The sequence below is a fragment of the Sphingomonas sp. ATCC 31555 genome (assembly GCF_000282895.1).
Classification (GTDB): Bacteria; Pseudomonadota; Alphaproteobacteria; order Sphingomonadales; family Sphingomonadaceae; genus Sphingomonas.
This window is the reverse complement of record NZ_ALBQ01000014.1, coordinates 1-18,905: the sequence shown is the minus strand read 5'-3', so window position 1 is coordinate 18,905 and position 18,905 is coordinate 1. Positions and strand designations below refer to the sequence as shown.

General features: G+C 67.7%; 18 protein-coding genes and 1 pseudogene. 7 read left to right on the top strand and 12 right to left on the bottom strand.

The annotated features are described in order from the left end of the window. Positions 1-9 precede the first annotated feature (9 nt). Positions 10-564, bottom strand: coding sequence for a F0F1 ATP synthase subunit delta (locus B215_RS0107385; protein ID WP_019369004.1), 555 nt, complete (start codon positions 562-564; stop codon positions 10-12). A 326-nt stretch (positions 565-890) separates the two neighbouring features. Further along, positions 891-2,378: a DEAD/DEAH box helicase gene (locus B215_RS0107380; protein ID WP_019369003.1), complete on the bottom strand. Its 1,488-nt coding sequence runs from the start codon at positions 2,376-2,378 to the stop codon at positions 891-893. A 319-nt stretch (positions 2,379-2,697) separates the two neighbouring features. Here B215_RS0107380 and B215_RS20590 point away from each other — a divergent pair, with 319 nt between their 5' ends. Both B215_RS20590 and ada read left to right on the top strand, forming a co-directional pair. Beyond that, positions 2,698-3,036 carry a PilZ domain-containing protein gene (locus B215_RS20590; protein ID WP_160327964.1) on the top strand — a complete coding sequence of 113 codons (339 nt, stop codon included), beginning with the start codon at positions 2,698-2,700 and terminating at the stop codon, positions 3,034-3,036. 59 nt (positions 3,037-3,095) lie between these two features. Continuing rightward, positions 3,096-4,139: a bifunctional DNA-binding transcriptional regulator/O6-methylguanine-DNA methyltransferase Ada gene (ada, locus tag B215_RS0107370; protein ID WP_019369001.1), complete on the top strand. Its 1,044-nt coding sequence runs from the start codon at positions 3,096-3,098 to the stop codon at positions 4,137-4,139. A 3-nt stretch (positions 4,140-4,142) separates the two neighbouring features. Here the strand turns inward: ada and B215_RS0107365 are convergent, their stop codons facing one another. The 3 genes from B215_RS0107365 to B215_RS0107355 all read right to left on the bottom strand — a co-directional run bounded on the left by B215_RS0107365 (position 4,143) and on the right by B215_RS0107355 (position 9,559). Beyond that, positions 4,143-5,693, bottom strand: coding sequence for a S1C family serine protease (locus B215_RS0107365; protein WP_236704514.1), 1,551 nt, complete (start codon positions 5,691-5,693; stop codon positions 4,143-4,145). Between the two features lie 61 nt (positions 5,694-5,754). Continuing rightward, positions 5,755-7,305 (bottom strand): hypothetical protein, encoded by a 1,551-nt coding sequence (locus tag B215_RS0107360; protein WP_019368999.1) that lies wholly within the window; start codon positions 7,303-7,305, stop codon positions 5,755-5,757. 88 nt (positions 7,306-7,393) lie between these two features. Next, positions 7,394-9,559: a primosomal protein N' gene (locus tag B215_RS0107355; protein WP_019368998.1), complete on the bottom strand. Its 2,166-nt coding sequence runs from the start codon at positions 9,557-9,559 to the stop codon at positions 7,394-7,396. Positions 9,560-9,635: 76 nt separating this feature from the next. On the opposite strand from B215_RS0107355, the gene B215_RS0107350 reads away from it, so the two are divergent. After that, on the top strand, positions 9,636-10,112 hold the full coding sequence (locus B215_RS0107350; RefSeq protein ID WP_019368997.1) for a hypothetical protein: 477 nt from the start codon (positions 9,636-9,638) through the stop codon (positions 10,110-10,112). Here B215_RS0107350 and B215_RS0107345 read toward each other — a convergent pair. Further along, positions 10,106-10,756, bottom strand: a complete 651-nt coding sequence (locus tag B215_RS0107345; protein ID WP_019368996.1) for a DUF2490 domain-containing protein — start codon at positions 10,754-10,756, stop codon at positions 10,106-10,108. The two genes, B215_RS0107350 and B215_RS0107345, sit on opposite strands and share 7 nt — an antisense overlap. 105 nt (positions 10,757-10,861) lie before the next feature. On the opposite strand from B215_RS0107345, the gene B215_RS0107340 reads away from it, so the two are divergent. The 3 genes from B215_RS0107340 (at position 10,862) to B215_RS0107330 (ending at position 13,039) form a co-directional block, all read left to right on the top strand. Next, complete coding sequence (locus tag B215_RS0107340) at positions 10,862-11,290, top strand: hypothetical protein (RefSeq protein WP_026009052.1); 429 nt, start codon at positions 10,862-10,864, stop codon at positions 11,288-11,290. 35 nt (positions 11,291-11,325) lie between these two features. Next, positions 11,326-11,979, top strand: a complete 654-nt coding sequence (fsa, locus tag B215_RS0107335; protein ID WP_019368994.1) for a fructose-6-phosphate aldolase — start codon at positions 11,326-11,328, stop codon at positions 11,977-11,979. Between the two features lie 166 nt (positions 11,980-12,145). Next, positions 12,146-13,039 carry a tyrosine recombinase XerC gene (locus B215_RS0107330; protein WP_019368993.1) on the top strand — a complete coding sequence of 298 codons (894 nt, stop codon included), beginning with the start codon at positions 12,146-12,148 and terminating at the stop codon, positions 13,037-13,039. A gap of 3 nt (positions 13,040-13,042) precedes the next feature. Here the strand turns inward: B215_RS0107330 and B215_RS0107325 are convergent, their stop codons facing one another. From B215_RS0107325 to rsmI, 4 genes are read right to left on the bottom strand one after another with little or no spacing between them, the layout of a single operon-like run. Next, positions 13,043-13,633 (bottom strand): DedA family protein, encoded by a 591-nt coding sequence (locus B215_RS0107325; protein ID WP_037513342.1) that lies wholly within the window; start codon positions 13,631-13,633, stop codon positions 13,043-13,045. Between the two features lie 15 nt (positions 13,634-13,648). Continuing rightward, positions 13,649-14,605: a glutathione synthase gene (gshB, locus tag B215_RS0107320; RefSeq protein WP_019368991.1), complete on the bottom strand. Its 957-nt coding sequence runs from the start codon at positions 14,603-14,605 to the stop codon at positions 13,649-13,651. 44 nt (positions 14,606-14,649) lie between these two features. Next, positions 14,650-15,003: a YraN family protein gene (locus tag B215_RS0107315; RefSeq protein WP_019368990.1), complete on the bottom strand. Its 354-nt coding sequence runs from the start codon at positions 15,001-15,003 to the stop codon at positions 14,650-14,652. Continuing rightward, positions 15,000-15,833: a 16S rRNA (cytidine(1402)-2'-O)-methyltransferase gene (gene rsmI, locus B215_RS0107310; protein WP_019368989.1), complete on the bottom strand. Its 834-nt coding sequence runs from the start codon at positions 15,831-15,833 to the stop codon at positions 15,000-15,002. Before rsmI ends, B215_RS0107315 begins: the two co-directional genes overlap by 4 nt. 11 nt (positions 15,834-15,844) lie before the next feature. Between rsmI and B215_RS0107305 the strand changes: the two genes are divergently transcribed. Further along, on the top strand, positions 15,845-17,041 hold the full coding sequence (locus B215_RS0107305) for a penicillin-binding protein activator (RefSeq protein WP_026009051.1): 1,197 nt from the start codon (positions 15,845-15,847) through the stop codon (positions 17,039-17,041). Between the two features lie 46 nt (positions 17,042-17,087). On the opposite strand, the gene hemW is transcribed toward B215_RS0107305, so the two are convergent. Together hemW and B215_RS0107295 are read right to left on the bottom strand one after the other, a co-directional pair. Beyond that, positions 17,088-18,230 (bottom strand): radical SAM family heme chaperone HemW, encoded by a 1,143-nt coding sequence (gene hemW / locus B215_RS0107300; RefSeq protein ID WP_019368987.1) that lies wholly within the window; start codon positions 18,228-18,230, stop codon positions 17,088-17,090. A gap of 224 nt (positions 18,231-18,454) precedes the next feature. Continuing rightward, a pseudogene (locus B215_RS0107295) lies at positions 18,455-18,905 on the bottom strand (hypothetical protein); the annotation flags it as partial.

Genomic DNA, 18,905 nt, shown 5'->3' with positions numbered 1-18,905 from the left:
TCTTAGCCTTCAGCCTTTCATCGCGTGCGCGAGGGAGTTCAGTCGGGTCTTGATCGACGAATCGATCATCTGGCTGCCGATCTTCACGACCAGGCCGCCGAGCAGCGAGGGATCGACCGAAAGGTCGACGGAAACATCGCGGCCGATGCGGGTGCGGAGCTGCGCCTTCAACGCATCAATCTGTTCGGCATCGAGCGGGTGCGCCGAAGTGACTTCCGCCGTCGTCTCGCCGCGATAGCCGGTGGCCAGCGCGCGGAAGGTGCGGATGACCGCGGGCAACTGTGCCAGACGGCGGTTCTCGGCGAGCACGCCGAGGAACTTGGTCGTCGTCGCATCCAGGCCCATCGCGCCCGCCGCAGCGGCCACCGCCTTGCCGGCATCCTTGCGGCCGATCAGCGGGCTAGTGGTCAGCGCCTTGAACTCAGGCGATTCGTCGAGCGCCGCGCGCACCTTGGCGAGGCTGGCTTCGACGGCCTCGATGGCCTTGGCGTCACGTGCCAGTTCGAACAGCGCGGTTGCGTAGCGTCCGCTTAGGCTTGCCTGAATACCGCCGGAATTCTCCACGCGATTCGTTTCCTCTCGGAGGGTCGGAAGTGACCCCATGCACAAAAGGGGGGCGACGCATACTGCGCCCCCGATGGGTTGCGGGGCTGCTAGCATCGCGATTGCGGGGATGCAACCCGAGTCCCCGAAACGTCATAAGCCATTTTCGGACGGGTCTCGACGCCGCCACGAAACGCCCAAGAAAAAGGCGGACGGGGCACCGTCCGCCTTCGAAATTCTGCAGCATTGATGCGCTGCCCAGCCACCGATTCCGTAGGCGAACCAACGGCGGACGTGGCGCACCGGTCGCTACGCCGCCGATGTCTCGCCGATCGGCGGCAGGACCGTCAGCGTGCGCGGCCGCCCTGGCCGCCGCCCTGGCCACGATTGCCGCCGCTGCCCGCCGGGCGGGCATGGAACTTGCGCTTCGGCGCGCCCGGACCGCGACCTGCGCCGACGCCGGCACCGGCATGGCCCGCACCTTCCTGGCGCCGGGGCTGCTCACCGCGCGGACCGCCTTCGGCCCGGCGCTGCTCGCCGCCACGGGGCGCATCGCTGCGGGGACCGCCACGACCGCGACCGCCCGGCTGGCCGTCGCCACGACGACCCGAGGCATGCTGCATCGCGCGGCCGTTGCGGCCGTTCTGCTCGTCACGGCTTGCGGGCATCGGCGAACGCGTCGACTTGATCTTGTCCGCCTCGGCCATGAAGTTTTCCGGCAGCGGCTGCACGATCAGCTTCTGACGGGTCAGCTTCTCGATGTCTTTCAGATATGGACGCTCGTCGTCGGCGCAGTAGCTGATCGCGATGCCGTCAGCGCCGGCGCGCGCGGTGCGGCCGATGCGATGGACATATTGCTCCGGCACATTCGGCAGCTCGAAGTTGAACACATGGCTCACCCCCGACACGTCAATGCCGCGCGCGGCGATATCGGTCGCCACCATCAGCTTGACCTTGCCCGAGCGGAATTCGCCCAGCGCCCGTTCGCGCTGCGGCTGGCTCTTGTTGCCGTGGATCGCGTTGGCGGCGATGCCGTTGCCGGCGAGCAGTCGCACGACGCGGTCGGCACCGTGCTTGGTGCGGGTGAAGATCAGCGCGCGATCGATATCCGGATTGCGCAGCTGCATCGTCAGCAGCGCCTGCTTCTCCGCCTGATTAACGAACGTGACGAACTGCTCGACGCGCTCCGCGGTGGTGGCGACCGGAGTCACCTTCACTTCCACCGGATTGTGGATGAACTGGCTGGCCAGCTCGCGGATCGACTTGGGCATGGTCGCCGAGAAGAACAGCGACTGGCGCTTGGCCGGCAGCTCCTTCACAATGCGGCGCAGGGCATGAATGAAGCCGAGGTCGAGCATCTGGTCGGCTTCGTCGAGCACCAGGATCTCGATGCCGAGCAGGATCATGTAGCACTGGTCGAGCAGGTCGACGAGGCGGCCCGGGGTGGCGACCAGAATGTCGACGCCGCGCGCCAGATCGGTCTTGTTCTTGTGGACCGAGGTGCCGCCGAACACGGTGGCGATGCGCAGGCCGGTGCCGCTGGCATAATGGCGGGCATTGTCGGCGATCTGCGCGGCGAGTTCACGAGTCGGCGCGAGGACGAGCATCCGGCAGCCGCGAGGCTGGGCGCGCTTGCCGCTGGCGATCAGGCGGTCGATCGACGGGAGCATGAACGCTGCGGTCTTGCCGGTGCCGGTCTGCGCGATGCCCAGCAGGTCGCGACCTTCGAGGAGCGCGGGGATCGACTGCGCCTGAATCGGAGTCGCGTCGGTATAGCCCTTGGCGGCAAGCGCAGCCAGGACGGTCTCGGAAAGGCCGAGTTCTTTGAATTGCATTGGAAAACCTTATAGATGCGGCCGGCGCGCGCACGTCTGAAAGGCGCGCGAAGGCGGGGTCAACGAAGTGACGCCCCGCGTGATTTGGGAAGCCGTTAAATCATCGAGGCAGAGCCGTGCGGAGCCTTCCCATGATAGGGCGCGCCGCCGATCACGCTGCTTTGAAGCCTCGGTGCAGCGCGGCATATGGCAGTGATGCTGCCCTGCGTCAAGGAGCGGCGCGCCATTGAGGCGGCGTTAACCCCGATTTGCGATGCTGGCCGTTCCGCAAAGGGAACGAACGCTGGTGCTGGTCGCAAGGCTTGAAGTCTGGGGAAGCATGGACGCCCGGGGTGCTGTGCGCTTCCTCGTCCAACGTGAAACCACCGTGCGGGGGATGGACGGCCGCCCTTTCGATGCCGTGGTGGAGAATTTCTCGCGCACCGGCTTCCTGTTCGTCGCCGACGTTGCGCTGCCGCCGGGCACGCTGATCTGGATCGGCCTGTCCGGCGCTGGGGCGCGTGAGGCGCGGGTGGTGTGGCGCGACGGCACGCGGCACGGCTGCGAATTCCTGATGCCGCTCGGCCGACGCGACCTGCAGCGCGCGTTTCGCGGGCAGGACGTGGTGCTGGCCGAACTAGAGGCGCGGCTGCGCGGCGAACCGCCCGAACAGGGCTGAGCCGCTTTGGACGCAAGCCACGGGATGCGGCGGCGGGGCGAACGGCCTAAGGTCTCAGAATGACCGATGTTCTCCCGTCCGAAGATGCCTGCTGGGCCGCGTTCGAAGCGCGGGACCGTGCGCAGGATGGCCGCTTCTTGGTCGCGGTGATCACCACGCGGATCTACTGCAAGCCGAGCTGCCCGGCGCGGCGGCCGCGGCGCGCGCATGTCCGCTTCTATGCCGATGGCGCGGCAGCGGCGGCGGCGGGGTTCCGCCCGTGCCTGCGCTGCCGGCCTGACGAAGTCGCGCGCGATGCTGCGGCAGTCGCCCGTGCCGCCGCGCTGATTGCCGCGGCGGAGGAGCCAATCGGGCTGGAGGCGCTTGCGGCAGCGGTGGGCTATGCGCCGCATCACTTCAATCGGCTGTTCAAGCGCGCCACCGGGGTGACGCCCGCCGCCTATGCGCGGGGCCTACGCGCGCGGCGGATGGCAGCGGCGCTGGAGGAGGAGGCGAGCGTGACGCAGGCGATCTACGCAGCTGGATATGGCGCGCCCAGCCGGTTTTACGAACAGGCCGATGCCCGGCTGGGCATGACGCCCAGCGCCTGGCGGGCGGGCGGCGCGGGGGTGACGATCGGCTGGACGATTGCGGCGACGAGCCTGGGCCCGCTGCTGATCGCCGCAACCGAAAAGGGATTGTGCCGCGTCGCCTTCGACGAGGATGAAGCCGCGCTCGCCCGACGCTTCCCGGCGGCAGAGGTGGTGCCGGGCGGCGACCCGCTGGCGACGCTCGCGGGGCAGGTGGTGGACGCAGTCGAGCGGCCCGGCCGCCATGCGAACCTGCCGCTCGACGTCCAGGGCACGGCGTTTCAGGAAGCCGTATGGCAGGCGCTGCGCGCGATACCGCCGGGCGAGACGCGCAGCTATGCGCAACTCGCGGCGATGGCCGGTGCGCCGGCGGCGGTGCGCGCGGCGGGCACGGCATGCGGCGCGAATCCGGTCGCAATCCTCGTCCCGTGTCACCGCGCTCAACGTGGCGACGGCAGCATGGGCGGCTATGCCTATGGTCTCGACCGCAAGCGTGTGCTGCGCGCTCGCGAAGGAGTGCGCGAGCGCAAGTGACGCCTATTCGTTCGGTGCGTCCGAGCAGCGATAGACGAGCTTCTCGTTATAAGCCTGGGGCAGCGCTGCGCGGATCGATTGCTGCAGGCTTGCCAGGCTCGCTCGCTTCGCCTGATCCGCCGTGCACTGGTTGACCGGCGCGGCCGGGCGCACTTCGCGCACGCGCTGCATGTCGGCGGCGGAGAGCAGATAACGGGTTTCGCTATAGGTTGCGGTATCGGGGTCGAATTCGCGGATCGAGACGGTCTGCTCGTCTTCCGGCACCACCACGCGCTGCCAGCGCCGGCCCGATTCAGCATATTGAGTGCCGCCGTCGAAGCATCCGTCCGGTCCGGCATTGATCCGCACTGGGGGCGTCGCGGAGACAGTGATGCGGCTGCGTTCGGGCACGATCGTGCACAGCAACGGCCCCTTCGCCGCGCCCGGCGGCACCCGCGCTTCCGCGCTGCTGTTGCCGTCAGCCGGCGTAGCGACGCTCGCTTCGTCGAAGCTTGGGCGCATCACGAACAGCGCCACCGCGCCCAGCAGCAGCACGCCTCCGCCTACGGCAGACCAGATGCCGGGGCGTTGCTGGTCGCGCGACAAGAGCAGGCCCGCTGCGCCCAGCGCCAGCGCGCCGAAGACCAGCAGCACCGCCGCGCCCGCCATATAGGTTTCGCGCGTAGATTCATTCGCCGTACGCGCCTTGTCGATCGCGGCTTCGCGCGCGCGGGCCGCGGCGGATTCGGCCATGGCGATGCGCGCCGCGGCGTCGGCCCGGTCCTTTTCCTCTGCGCTTCGGTCGAGCGCCATGCGCTGTTCGACGCTGATGCACGGCGATTCCACCACTACCACCGGCTGCTTGGCGTCGCGCAGGAACGCGGTGAGCTCGGCATCGGAAATGGCGAAGGCGAAGGTGGCGTCTCCCTCCTCGGCATTGGTGATCGCCGAATTGACGCCGAGCACCCGGCCGCAGGCGTCGAGCAGCGGCCCGCCCGAATTTCCCCGTGCGATATTGGCGGTGTGGAGCAGCACCGAAATGCCCTCCAGGGTACGCGTGCCGGCAAAGCCGCCCTGCGAGCGCACCGGCGATTGCGGGGTGATGAAGTCCGCCGCAGACCGCGCTGTGGCAACGTCGACATTGCCTGGATACCCGAGCGCGATCAGCGCCTCACCATCGGTGACTGCGCCATTGTACAGCGCCAGCGGCGGCAGCTTCGCGCCGGTGAATTCGATCAGCGCCAGGTCGCGCTGCGTGTCGATCGCGATCAGCTTGCCCTGGAACGACTTGCTGCCCTCGGAGGGCACCACGCCGATCACGACATTGCCCGGATAGCGCGAGGCGAGTTCGACGACATGGGCGTTGGTGACGATCCGGTTTGGCGCCACTGCAAAGCCGCTGCCATGGCCGAAACCGACCACTTCGTCGTCGGCGACTGCGATCGTGACGATGCGCACCACGCCGCGCCCCGCCGCAGAGATGTCATCGGCATGCGCCGGCGCGATTGCGGCGAACAGCATCGCCACCAGCAAGATCATCTGCCGCATCTGCGCAAAGTGCCGTCCCAAACCCATGGCGTGCGCTTTCGGCGAAAAGCGGCGGCGGTTCAAGCGGGCGCGCGCCGGATCGGCATCGCTATTTCGGCGATGCATCCTCGACCGCGGTGGCGGCCGGCGCATGCGCGTCTGCAGGCGCGCTTTTCAGCTGGGCGTCGATCGTGTCGATCAGCTTCGCTGCCGCCTCGCCCATGCCGGAGGCATGCGGATCATAGGTCAGCACCAGCAGCAATTCGCGCGCCTCCGCCAGCTTGCCGCTGGCCACCAGCATGGTCGCGGCTTCCATCCGCAGCCCGCGATCCTGGGGCGCGAGTTCATAGGCGCGGTACAGCCCGTCGCGCGCCACCTGTGGCGGCACCGCGCGCTGTGCGAGGTAGCTGCGAAAATAGAGAACGAGCGGGCGAGGGTCGTCGGTATCGAGCCGGTTGGCCCGCGCGATGGTGCGGCGGATCTCGGTCCAACTTTCCTTCTTCTCGTCCTTCGCCTCGACCGCCATCGCCATCAGCGTCATCGCGCGATAGCAATGCGCTTCCACCAGCGTGCCGTCGGCGGCGATCGCCCGGTCCGCCGCAGCAAGCGCGCCGGGATAATCCTTTGCATCGTACGCCGTTTCCGCCAGCACGCGCTGCACCCAGGGATCGTCGGGATAGCGGCTCGCCACCTTCTTGGCATCGGCGTAGACGTCGGGTGCCGTCTTCGGCCCTACGCCGCGTTCGGATCGGAAGCGCACAGGCAGGATCGCTGCTTCGCCCTCACGCAAGGGGCGGATTGCCACCGGCGGGATCGAGAGCAGCTCCGCCCGGATCGAATAGCCGTTGATCCTCGGCTTGCTGATGAAATGCTGCAGCTCGCGGTGCAGCGCGCGCAGGTCGCCGAACACCGCTGCGGCCTGTTCGGGCGTCTTGCGGTCCTGGGTGATGGCATTGAGATAAGCGCCGAACTGGCCTTTGCGCGAAGATTCGAACGTCAGATAATGCACCAGCGCCCAGCCGCGACCGTACAGCGCCTCCAGCTGGGTGCCGCTCAGCTTGCCCGCCGCTCCGCCCAGAATCCGTTCAATCGGCAACGGATTGCCGGTGAGCAGGCCCTGCGCGCGATAATTTGGCGCGCTGCCGAACAGGAGCGCGCCGTCCTTCTGGAACTTGGCGGTGGCGTTGAATTCGGCCCATCCCTCTACCACCCAAGAAGGCAGGGCGGCGTCCGGCCATGTGGTGAACATGAAGTGATGGGCGTATTCGTGGAACAGCACCATCTCGCCGGAGAGGGCGAGGGAATTTCCGGATTCTTCGCTGGAGCTCTCGGGCACGAACGCGACCGAGGCGCCCGCGCGCGGCATATAGGCGCCCGCGATGTAGCGATTGCCCATCAGGTCGCTCACGTCGCTCCGATCATCCAGCATGTACACGGTGACGCGCCCTGCTTTGCCGAGCGGCGTTTCCTTCACGCCGCGGGCGATGCGCAGCGCCTTGTCGAACTTCTCCAGCCGTTCGGCGTAGCGTCTCAGCTTGGGCTCAGGCAGATTCGAATAGACGACGAAATGCGTGGTTTCGGCAATTCGCCAGTCCGCCTGGGCCGGCGTCGCGACGAATTCAAAAAGAAACAGGCAAAGTACCGCAAACCAGCGTCTCATGAGTCCCCCGGAACTTGGGCACAGCCAAGCCTTGCTGCAGCCTATCTGCCGATTTCGCGTTGGGAAAGCGCGAAATAAGGACCAGCCCTCATACGAAGCTATAGGGATCCACGTCTACCGCCACGCGCACCCGCTGGCTCCAGCTAAGGCCGCCCAGCCAGTCGCGGATCACCTCCTGCACGGCGAAGCTGCGCCGCGCGTGGACGAGCAGCCGGAACCGGTGCCGCCCGCGCAGCATCGCCAGCGGTGCCGGCGCGGGGCCATAGACGTGCATCTCCGCCAGTTCGGGTGCGGCCCGGCCGATCATCCTCGCCGTTTCCTCCGCCGCCGCCTTGTCTTCGGACGAGACGATGATTGCGGCATATCGACCAAAGGGCGGCGCATCCGCTTCGCGACGCGATTCGGTTTCGGCGGCGTAAAAGGCTTCGGCATCGCCGGAAACGAGCGCCTGCATCACGCGAGCCTCGGGCGCATGCGTCTGGATGAACACCGTCCCCGGCTTCTCGCCGCGCCCGGCCCGGCCCGAGACCTGCATGATCTGCTGGAAGGTGCGCTCGGACGCGCGCAGGTCGCCGCCGTCGAGCCCGAGATCGGCATCGACCACGCCGACCAGCGTGAGGTTGGGGAAGTGATAGCCCTTGGTGACCAGCTGGGTGCCGACGACGATGTCGATCGCGCCATGCTCCATCCGCGACACGAACTCGGCCGCCTTGGCCGGGGACCAGAGCGTGTCCGAGGTGACGATCGCGGTGCGCGCCTCGGGCCACAGCGCCGCGACCTCGTCGGCGATCCGCTCGACGCCGGGGCCGCAGGCGACCAGCGTGTCGTCGGACTTGCATTCGGGGCACATGCTCGGCGTCGGCATGGTGTGGCCGCAATGGTGGCAGGACAGGCGGTGGAGCAGCCGGTGCTCGACCATCCATGCCGTGCAGTTCGGGCACTGGAAGCGGTGGCCGCAGTGGCGGCACAGCGTCAGCGGCGCATAGCCGCGCCGGTTGAGGAACAGCAGCGACTGTTCGCCGCGCTTGAGCGTCTCTTCGATCGCAGCGACCAGCCGCGGGGCGAGCCAGCGGCCGCGTTCCGGAGGCTCGCGGATCAGGTCGATCGCCTCGATCCTGGGCAGCTCGGCGGCGCCGTAGCGGCCGGGCAGCTTCAATTCGGCATAGCGGCCGACCTCGACCTGGTGCCGCGTCTCGATCGCCGGGGTGGCGGAGGCGAGGACGACCGGGCAGCGCTCGAACATGCCGCGCATCACCGCCACGTCGCGGGCGTGGTAATGCACGCCCTCTTCCTGCTTGAAGCTGGTCTCGTGCGCCTCGTCGACGACGATCAGGCCGAGCTTGGGATAGGGCAGGAACAGGGCCGAGCGCGCGCCTACCGTCACCAGCGCCTCGCCCCCGGCGATCGCGCGCCAGGCGCGGCGGCGCTCGGAGCTGCGCAGGCCCGAATGCCACGCGACCGGCTCGCAGCCGAAGCGGCGGGCGAAGCGTGTGAGGAACGGCTCGGTCAGCGCGATTTCGGGGAGCAGCACCAGCGTCTGCTTGCCGGCCGCGATCGCCTCGGCGACCGCCTCGAAATAGACTTCGGTCTTGCCCGATCCGGTGACGCCGTCGAGGAGGAAGGGCTGGAACGCGGCGGTCTCAACCGCGGTGCGCAAGCCCCCTGCCACCGCCGCCTGGGCCGGGTTGAGTTCCGGCGGGGCGAAAGCCGGGTCGGGCAGCGGATAGGGCGCTTGGGTGTCGACGGTCACCGCCTCGATCGCGCCGGTCTTCACCAGCCCGCGGATCACCGCGTCGGACACCTCGGCGATCGCGGCGAGTTCGCGCACCAGCCCCTGGCGCTCGCCGATCCGCTCCAGCGCCTGGGCGCGCTGCGGGGTCAGGCGATCGGGAACCTGGCCTGTCGCGCGATATTCGGTGATTGTCGGCGCCGCCTCGAACGCGGCCGAGGTTCGCAGGGTCATCGCCAGCACCGAAGAGGGCGGGGCGAGATAATAGTCCGCTGTCCATTCGATCAGTCGACGCACCGGGGCGGGGATCGGGGGCGCGTCGGCGACGGCGAGGATGGCACGAAGCCGGTTGTCGCCGATCTCCTCGGTCGGCAGCCGTTCGGGCTCCCACACGACACCGGCGAACTGGCGCGGGCCGATCGGCACGATCACGATGCTGCCCGGCGCGACTTCCATGCTCGACGGAACACGATAGTCGAGCGGCCCCAGAGCCGGATGGAGGACGAGAATGCGCGCGCGGGACATGATCGGCCCCTCATATGGGCATTTTCGGCGGAACGGGAATCCCGTATCGCCGGTTCGTTCTTCGAGGAGACGGAACATGCTGATCCTGGCCTTGCTGCTCGCCCCCATTGCCGTCCCGCAAGCCGCGCCTGCCCAGGCGACGACCGCCTGCAAGGCCACCGATGCCAGCCTTCCCGCCGCGCTCGCGGGCTGGAGCATGCCGGGCGACGAACTGGTGGCGGACAAGGCGGTATCGCTTGATACCGTCGACGGCGCGACGCTGAAGGGCTTGCCGGCCGGGGCGAAGCCGGGCCGGGCGGCGATGATTGAGTTCCGCGTCGCCAATGCCGGCACCTATGGCATCGCGCTCGATCAGCCCGGCTGGCTCGATGTGCTACCCGGCGCGTCCGGCGGCAAGGCGCTGCCTTCGGTCGCGCATGGCTATGGGCCGGATTGCTCGACGATCCGCAAGATCGTGCGCTTCCGGCTTTCGCCCGGGAGCTATCGTGTATTCGCCAGCGGCCTGGCGCAGCCAAAGGCGAAGCTGATGCTCGTCGCGGGCGCCGCTCAGTAACGCAGCGTCAGCAGCAACGCCCCGACATGATCGGTCAGCCCGGCATTGCCGAACCGGGCGAAGCGGCGCTGGTGCATATACCCGATATCGGCGCTGAGCCGCCGGGCGAGCGGCACGGTAACGCCGGCGGAATGCCGCGCTCGCTCATGGCCGCGTCGCTGGCCCCAGCCGGTGGTGTTGAGGTTGAAGAAATCTTCGCGCCACAGGAACAGCCGGGCGTGGCGGCCTAGCGCCGTGCTCAGTCGCGCAAAGGGGCGCAGGCGGATCGCCGCTTCGGTGCCGCTGCGCTGAAACCGTTCCTCCAGCATCCCCCGCACATGCAGCGTGGATCCGGCATCGAAGGAAATCGACTGGCGCAGCCGCTCTTCGTTCGGCCGGGCTCCGTTGCGATCCCAGTCCTGCACATGGCGGTATCCCAGCCCCAGTCGCAGCCCGTGCGCCACCTGCTGGCGAAAGGCGATGCCGATCTGGGCGTTGGCGATGCCCTGCGCATTGTCCCCAAAGCGGGCGATCGACTCGAGCGATAGCTCGCCATGGAGTATGGGTTCGTTCGTTGCGGTCGTCGCCAGCCAAAGCTGCTCGTCGCTCTGCTGCGCATGCGCGGCACCGGGCAACAACAAGAAGGGCAGCAGGGCGCGATGCACGCCGCCGCCCTATCGCAGCACGTGGGGCGTGTCGCCCGCTATTTGCAGCTTGTTGCGCAACAAGAACGATAGTAGAACAAAGGTGGATCAGGGGGAGGCTTCACGATGTGGTGGATGGCGATTGGCTGGGCAATGACGGTGCCGCAATGCACGGCGGCCGATGCGGCGCTGCCGCCGCCGCTGGCCGGCTGGGCGCGTCAGGGCGAGGGGCTGGACACGCGCCATGCATTCACGCTTCCTACGCGCAACGGCGCGGCAGAGACGCGGGTCACCATCCGCAAGGCCGGTATCTTTGGCATCGCCACCGATCAGCCCGGATGGGTCGACGTCACCCGCAGCACCGGGCGCCGCCTGCGCATGGTGTCGCGCGATCCAGCGCGCCCGTGCGCGAAGATCGAAAAGATCGTGTATTATCGGCTCGCCCCGGGCATCTACCGCGTCTCAATCGGGAGACTGCAGGCGGCACGGGTGAAGCTGATGCTGGTTCGCGGCGAGCGCATGAGAGGGTTTGCCCGCAGCGGCCGGGTCGGCTAGGCGGGCGCGATCGTGCCATCAGAAGGTTCCACCCCATGAAGTTCTTTGCCGACACCGCCATCATCGATGACATTCGCGACCTGGCGGATGCCGGTCTGCTTGACGGCGTCACCACCAACCCGTCGCTGATCGCCAAGTCCGGCCGCAACTTCCTGGAAGTGGTGGCGGAGATCTGCGGCATTGTCGAAGGCCCGGTTTCGGCCGAAGTGGTCGCGCTCGACTATGCGGGCATGATGCGCGAGGCAGAGATCGTGCGGAAGATCGCCGATAATGTTGCGGTAAAGCTGCCGCTGACGATTGACGGCCTCAAGGCGTGCAAGTCGCTGAGCGACGACGGCACCATGGTCAACGTCACGCTCTGCTTCTCGGCCAACCAGGCGCTGCTCGCCGCGAAGGCCGGCGCGACCTTCATCTCGCCCTTTGTCGGCCGGCATGACGATATCGGCTTCGACGGCATGGATCTGATCGAAGATATCCGCCTGATCTACGACAATTATGATTTCGCCACCGAAATCCTCGTCGCCAGCGTGCGCCATCCGGTCCACGTGCTGCAGGCCGCAAAGATCGGCGCCGATGTGATGACCGCGCCGCCGGCGGTGATCAAGCAGCTCGTCAAGCACCCGCTGACCGACAAGGGCATCGAAGCGTTCATGGCCGATTGGGCCAAGACCGGCCAGACGATCGCCTGACCAGCGTTTCATGTTCCCCTCCCGCTCGCGGGAGGGGTTCGGGGAGGACTGACGTGGAGACAGATATGCCACGGGTCGGCTCCTTCCCCTCCAGCAACCTTTGCCGTTTGCGGGAGGGGAGCGCAGGTGGCGATGGCAGAGCGCTCTCCATGGACGGGTTGCTGCCATGACCGAGCTCCCCCTCCCGCGCCGCTTCGCCGAGCATCTGGGCCGCGACCGCCGGCGTTCGATCCACACCATCCGCGCCTATGAAGCAACTGCGATCCGGCTGCTGGCCTTCCTGCAGGACCATTGGGGCGGCCCAATCGCACCGGATGCGCTCGGCAAGGTCGGCGCTGCCGATCTCCGCGCCTATCTGGCGCGTCGGCGCGAGGAGGGCCTTTCCAACACTTCCGCCGCGCGGGAGCTTTCCGCGGTGCGCGCCTTTCTGAAGTTTGCCGGCGGCGACGATGTGCAGATGCCAAGGGTGCGGGGCCCCCGGATCAAGAAGGGATTGCCGCGCCCGATCGCCCCGCACGAAGCGGTGGCGCTTGCCGAATGGGCATCGGACGAAGCAAGCGAGCCGTGGATCGCGGCGCGCGATTGGGCGGTGTTGCTGCTCCTCTACGGCGCCGGCCTGCGTATCGGCGAGGCGGTGGCGCTCACCGGCGCGGTGCTGCCGCTGGGCACGACGCTGCGCGTAACCGGCAAGCGCGACAAGACCCGCGACGTGCCGCTGCTACCGCAGGTGCGCGCGGCGATCGAGGCCTATGTCGCCGTCTGTCCCTGGGGCACCGCGCGCGATTTGCCGCTGTTCCGCGGCGCCAAGGGCGGGCAGTTGCCGCCTGGCGCGATCCGCAAGGCGGTTCGGTCGGCGCGGACCAGCCTGGGGCTTTCGGACCGTACCACGCCGCATGCCCTGCGCCACAGCTTCGCCACGCACTTGTTGGGGCGCGGTGCCGATCTGCGCGCGCTGCAGGAACTGCTCGGCCATGCCAGCCTCAGCTCGACCCAGGTCTACACCGAAGTCGACGCCGCGCACATTCTCGACGTGTATCGCGCTGCCCATCCGCGGGCATGACGATCAGGCGGTTTCCCGAGGCTTCCAGGTAAGCACCCGCCAGACATAGAATACAAGCATCGCGCCGACGCAGATCAGGATCGCAGGGGTGACGAACCGGTCGATTTCCTCGACCGCATGGCCGAGCCCGTAGCCCACGCCGACCAGCGCCGCGTTCCAGATCGCGCTGCCCGCCGCAGTATAGGCGCAAAACCGCCAAAAGGGCATGCGCATCAGCCCGGCCGGTAGCGAGATGATCGTGCGACCGAACGGCATGAAGCGGAATACGAAGATGGTCGGGCCGCCCCAGCGATCGAAATAGCCCTTGAACCGCTCGACATCGTGCCATTCCACGGTGAGCCAGCGGCCCCAGCGCGCCACGAACGGCTGCAGCCGCTCATAGCCGAGCCGCCGTCCGATCTCCCACCAGAACAGGTTGCCGATGACGGTGCCGAGCGTGCCGACCAGCACCAGCAACGCCGGATCGAACCTACCACGTGCCGCACCGATACCGGCGATGCCCATGATTGCTTCGGACGGCACTGGCGGGATCACGTTTTCGAGCATCATCAGCAGGAAAATGCCCCAATAGCCCCAGGCGAGCATGGCTCCCATCGCGTCAGGCGCCGCTCAGCCGCGCCCCGCGACGCGATGTTCGATCGCGTCCCAGATCATACCCGCCGTGTCGGTGCCGTTGAACCGGTCGATCGCGACGATGCCCGTGGGCGAAGTGACGTTGATTTCGGTCAGCCATTGCCCCCCGATAACGTCGATGCCGACGAAAAGGAGCCCGCGGCGCTTCAGTTCCGGCCCCAGCACGGCGCAGATTTCCTTCTCCCGGTCGGTAAGCTCGGTCTTCGCGGCCGATCCGCCGACGGCCAGGTTGGAGCGGATCTCGCCTTCGCCCGGCAGCCGGTTGATCGCTCCGGCGACCTCGCCGTCAACCAGCACGATGCGCTTGTCGCCCTTGACGATGTCGGGAAGGAAGGCCTGCACCATGTGCGGCTCGCGATAGGCCGTATTGAACACCTCGATCAGCGACGAGAGGTTGGCGCCGTCGCGGCCGATCTTGAAGATCGCCTTGCCGCCATTGCCGTGCAGCGGCTTCACGACGATCTCGCCATGCTCGGCCAGGAATGCGCGCGCTTCTTCGACCGAGCGGGTGACGAGCGTCGGCGGCATGAACTGCGCGAAATCGAGCACCCACACCTTTTCCGGCGCGTTGCGGACGTGCGCGGGATCGTTCACCACCAGCGTACGGTCCGAAATGCGCTCCAGCAGGTGCGTCGCGGTGATGTAGCCCAGGTCGAAGGGCGGATCCTGGCGCATCAGCACCACATCAGCCTCGTTGCCCAAATCGAGCTTCACCGGATCGCCGAAGCGGAAATGGTCGCCATCGACGCGCCGCACGGTCACCGGATGCGCCTTGGTCCAGACGCGGCCGTCGCGGTAGTTCAGATCCTCCGGGGCGTAATGGAACAGCCGGTGGCCGCGCGCCTGGCCGGCAAGCATCAGCGCGAAGCTCGAATCGCCGGCGATGTTGATCGAATCGAGCGGGTCCATCTGCACGGCGACGGTGAGCGACATTGGGCCTCCTTGAGGGGATGCTATAGGTGACTTAGCTGAATAAGTCACCCCATCCAGGCGTTCTCGATATGGCGAGGCAGCGTGCGCGGGGCAATGAGGATCACGTCGACACGAATATCGTCGCCCGGCCCGGCATAGCGCGGCATCAGCAGTTCGGCGGCGGCGGCGACGCGCGACAGGCGGTGTTCGTCGATGGCGTAATCGAGTTCGGCGGCAGATTTGCGCGTCTTCACCTCTACAAAGGCGACAAGGTTGCCGCGCCGCGCGACGATGTCGACTTCGCCGGCGGGGGTGCGCACACGCTGGTCCAGGATGCGCCAGCCCCGCAGCCACAGCCACCAGGCGGCGCGGCGCTCGCCCTCGCGACCGCGGACCTCGGCGGCGCGGCGGTCCCTCACGCCTTCAATTCCATCGCGCGGGCATAAAGCGCTTTGCGATCGAGCCCCAGCTTCCTGGCGACCTCCCCCGCCGCTTTGGACGCGGGCAGGCGGGTGAGCGCCTCTACGAGCGCGGCTTCGGCATCCTCCTCGGTGGCGGGCGGCGCCTCGCCCGGAGGGCCCACGATGATGACGATCTCGCCCCTGGGCGGCGCTTCGGCATAACGGGCGGCGAGAGTGGTGAGCGTGCCGGTGACGCACTCCTCGAACTTCTTGGTGATCTCGCGCGCCACCCCTGCGTCGCGGTCGCCCAAACCCTCGGCAAGCGCGGCCAGGCAGGCGGAGAGGCGCGGGCCCGATTCGTACAGCACCAGTGTCGCCTTGATCGCCGCCACTTCCGCGATGGCTTCCGCCCGCGCATGCGCCTTGCTCGGCAGGAAGCCGAGGAAGAAGAAGCGATCGGTGGGCAGCCCCGCTAGGGTGAGGGCGGCGATCGCGGCGCAGGGGCCGGGGATGGTCACCACGGTGTGGCCCGCCTCGCGCGCGTCCCGCACCAGCTTATAGCCCGGATCGGAGATCAGCGGCGTGCCCGCATCGGACACCAGCGCCACCGCCTCGCTCGCCATCCGCGCGATCAGGCCGGGGCGAACCGCGTCGGCATTATGATCGTGATAGGGTTGCATCGGCCGCTTCACGCCGATGTGGCGGAGCAACCCGGCGGTCACACGGCTGTCTTCCACTGCAACCACATCGGCTTGTGAGAGTATCATGCTGGCGCGCGGCGACAGGTCACCGAGATTGCCGATCGGGGTGGCGACGATATAGAGGCCGGGCGCAAGCGTGTTTTCCATCGGGGAGTGTCATGGCAGAGGGTAGCGGCAGATCGCAACCGGGGCGCTTCGCTCCTTTTCGTTGGGCCGTTGCCGGTCTTGCCCTGCTGGCCAGCGCGTGCGTGGCGCCGCGCGGCGGTCCGCCGCCGGTAACGACGGCACCGGCGGAGCGTCCGGCCGAACGCCCGACGCCGATCGCGCCTGGGCTGCCGCAGGATGTCGCTCGCCACCGCGTGGCGCTGCTGGTGCCGCTCAGCGGCAACAATGCCGGCCTCGGCAGATCGCTGCAGAACGCGACGCAGCTGGCGATACTCGATACGAACACCGATGCGATCCGCATAACCAGCTACGACACCGCCGGACCCGGCGGAGCCCAGGCGGCGGCCGAACGCGCCATCGCCGAGGGCAACAAGCTGATCCTCGGCCCCCTGCTCGCAGAGGATGCCCGAGCCGTGGCCCCCGCGGCGCGCAGAGCGCGGGTGCCGGTGCTCAGCTTCTCGAACGATTCGAGCGCGGCGGGTGGCGGCGTCTATCTGCTCGGCTATTCGCCCACGCAATCGATCGAGCGCGTCGTCGACTATGCCAAGGGCAACGGCATCACCAATTTTGCCGGGCTGATCCCCTCCGGCGTCTATGGTCAACGCGCCTCGACGGCGTTTCTGCGCGCGGTGGAAAGTGCCGGGGGCAAGGTGCTGGCAATGCAGAATTACGATGCGCGGCCGGGTTCGATGAACCAGGCGATCGCCAAGCTTGCGGGTGTTCCCTATCAGGCGATTCTGATCGCGGGCAGTGCGGGCACAGCGACGGTTGCGGTGCCGGTGCTTCGGCGCTCCGCCAACGGCAAGGCGGCGCGGGTGCTCGGCACAGAGTTGTGGAACACCGATTCGGCGATCGCGAGTCGCCCGGTGCTCAACGGATCCTGGTTCGCCAGCGTGCCCGACGGGGTATACCGGCAATATGCAACCAAGTACCGGAGCCGCTTCGGCGCCGCGCCCTATCGCCTTTCAGCGCTCGGCTATGATGCGGTGTTGCTGACGGTGCGGATCGCGCGCGACTGGAAGAACGGCACCGATTTTCCCGCGGCGCAGCTTTCCGATCGCGATTTCGGCGGGGTCGATGGCGCGTTCCGCTTCGGCCGCGACGGCATCGCCGCCCGCGCGTTGGAAGTGCAGGAAGTGCGCGACGGCACGATCGTCACCGTATCGGCGGCACCGGCGAGCGCGCAGTGAAGCGGGGCGGGCTCGTATCGGCCCGTCATGCGGTGCCGACGGACGCTTAGATCACCAGTTCGCGCAGGATGGCTTCGAGGACGGGCATGCCCGCTTCGGTGATCCGAAGCCGTGCGCCCTGCCGCGCCGCCAGGCCCCGCCGGACCAGCCGATCCATGGCCCCCGCGTCTACCGGCGCGACACCGCCGGCGAGCTGGGCAATTCGTTCGAGATCGACGCCTTCGCCCAGCCTGAGCCCCATCAGCAGCGCTTCGACGCCGCGCTCCTCGAGCGCCAACGCGTCTTCGCGCTCGATGCCATGGCCGTTGCGATCGAGCGCGGCCAGCCAGTTTTCCGGCTTTTTGTGGCGCAGGGTCGCCAGGCCCTGGCGCCGGCCATGCGCGCCCGGGCCGACCCCGGCATAATCGCCGTAGCGCCAGTACGTGAGGTTGTGCCGGCTTTCTGCGCCGGGCTTGGCATGGTTCGATATTTCATAGGCGGGCAATCCCGCCGCGGCGGTGATCGCGCGGGTCGCTTCGAACAGGTCGGCGGCCGTGTCGCCGTCCGGGATCGTCAGCTGACCCTTGGCAGCCAGAGTGGCGAAGCGCGTGCCCGGCTCGATGGTGAGCTGATAGAGCGACAGATGCTCGGTTCCGAAGCCGAGCGCCCGCCGCAATTCCGCCTCCCATTCCGCCAGCGACTGGCCGGGCCGGGCATAGATCAGGTCGAAGCTGACGCGGGCGAAAGCATGCTGCGCGGTTTCCAGTGCCGCCAAACCTTCGTCGACCCCGTGCGCACGGCCAAGGAAACGCAGCGCCTCCTCGTCGAGCGCCTGTAGCCCCAACGACACTCGGTTCACGCCAGCGGCAGCGATGTCGGCGAACCGGGCGGCCTCGACAGAGGAGGGGTTGGCTTCCAGCGTGATCTCGATGCCATCCTCAAACGGCCAGGCCGCCGCCGCCGCGTCGATCACCGCGGCGACTGTGTCGGGCGGCATCAGCGAGGGCGTCCCGCCGCCGAAGAAGATCGATCCCAGGCGACGTCCCGGCAGCAGCGAGGCTTCCTGCGCGAGATCCGTAAGTAGCGCATCGCGCCACCGCGCCTGGTCCACCGTTTCGCGGACATGGCTGTTGAAGTCGCAATAGGGGCATTTGGACACGCAGAACGGCCAATGCACGTACAGTGCGAGCGGGGGGGCGGCGGCTGTCATGATCGGTGGGTAGCGGGAATCGAACGACTTTCAAAACTGGTTGCCAATCAAGTTTTTACCGCAGTGCAGCAGAAATTGGGCCCCACCGATCAGGCCCCAGTCCCTTTTCGTAAATCGGGTTCGAAGCGCAAACAGGGGCAGGTTGGAACGCTAAGGCGCCTCCCGCACCGGTATGTGCAAACAGTCATTTCTGGTGCGACCGGCAAACACACTACCAGCATGATTTAAGGCAGGAGCGGCGAGGGAACAAGGACGGAGACGCTTTGCCGCAATGCTTGTCGTCTGGCAGGCAACAGCGCCTTGTCGATCTTGGCCGCTGCGCCGCCGCTGCGCCCGGCGAGGTTGGGCACGCTGAAACGCATCGCCACGCCCAGCACCTGCGGCGCCTGCGAGAGCATCAACCCGTGCTCCTGCTGGAGCCACTGGATCATGCCCGTGCTAGCGGACTTCAGCGCTTCGTCGAGCGATCCAGCCTGGCCAATCACCATGATCTGGATCGGGGATTCCACCCGCTGCATCGCCACGCTGCGCCCTTTGATGACATAGACGGTGACTGTCACGTCCATCGATGTCTCCAGAGCATATTGTGCGCTCTCGCCGTCGCCCCGGAGTGCGTGGGCGCCGCGTTTACCAGTCGGGCAATCCTGAAATGGGCCAGCGAGAACCGGGTCGAGT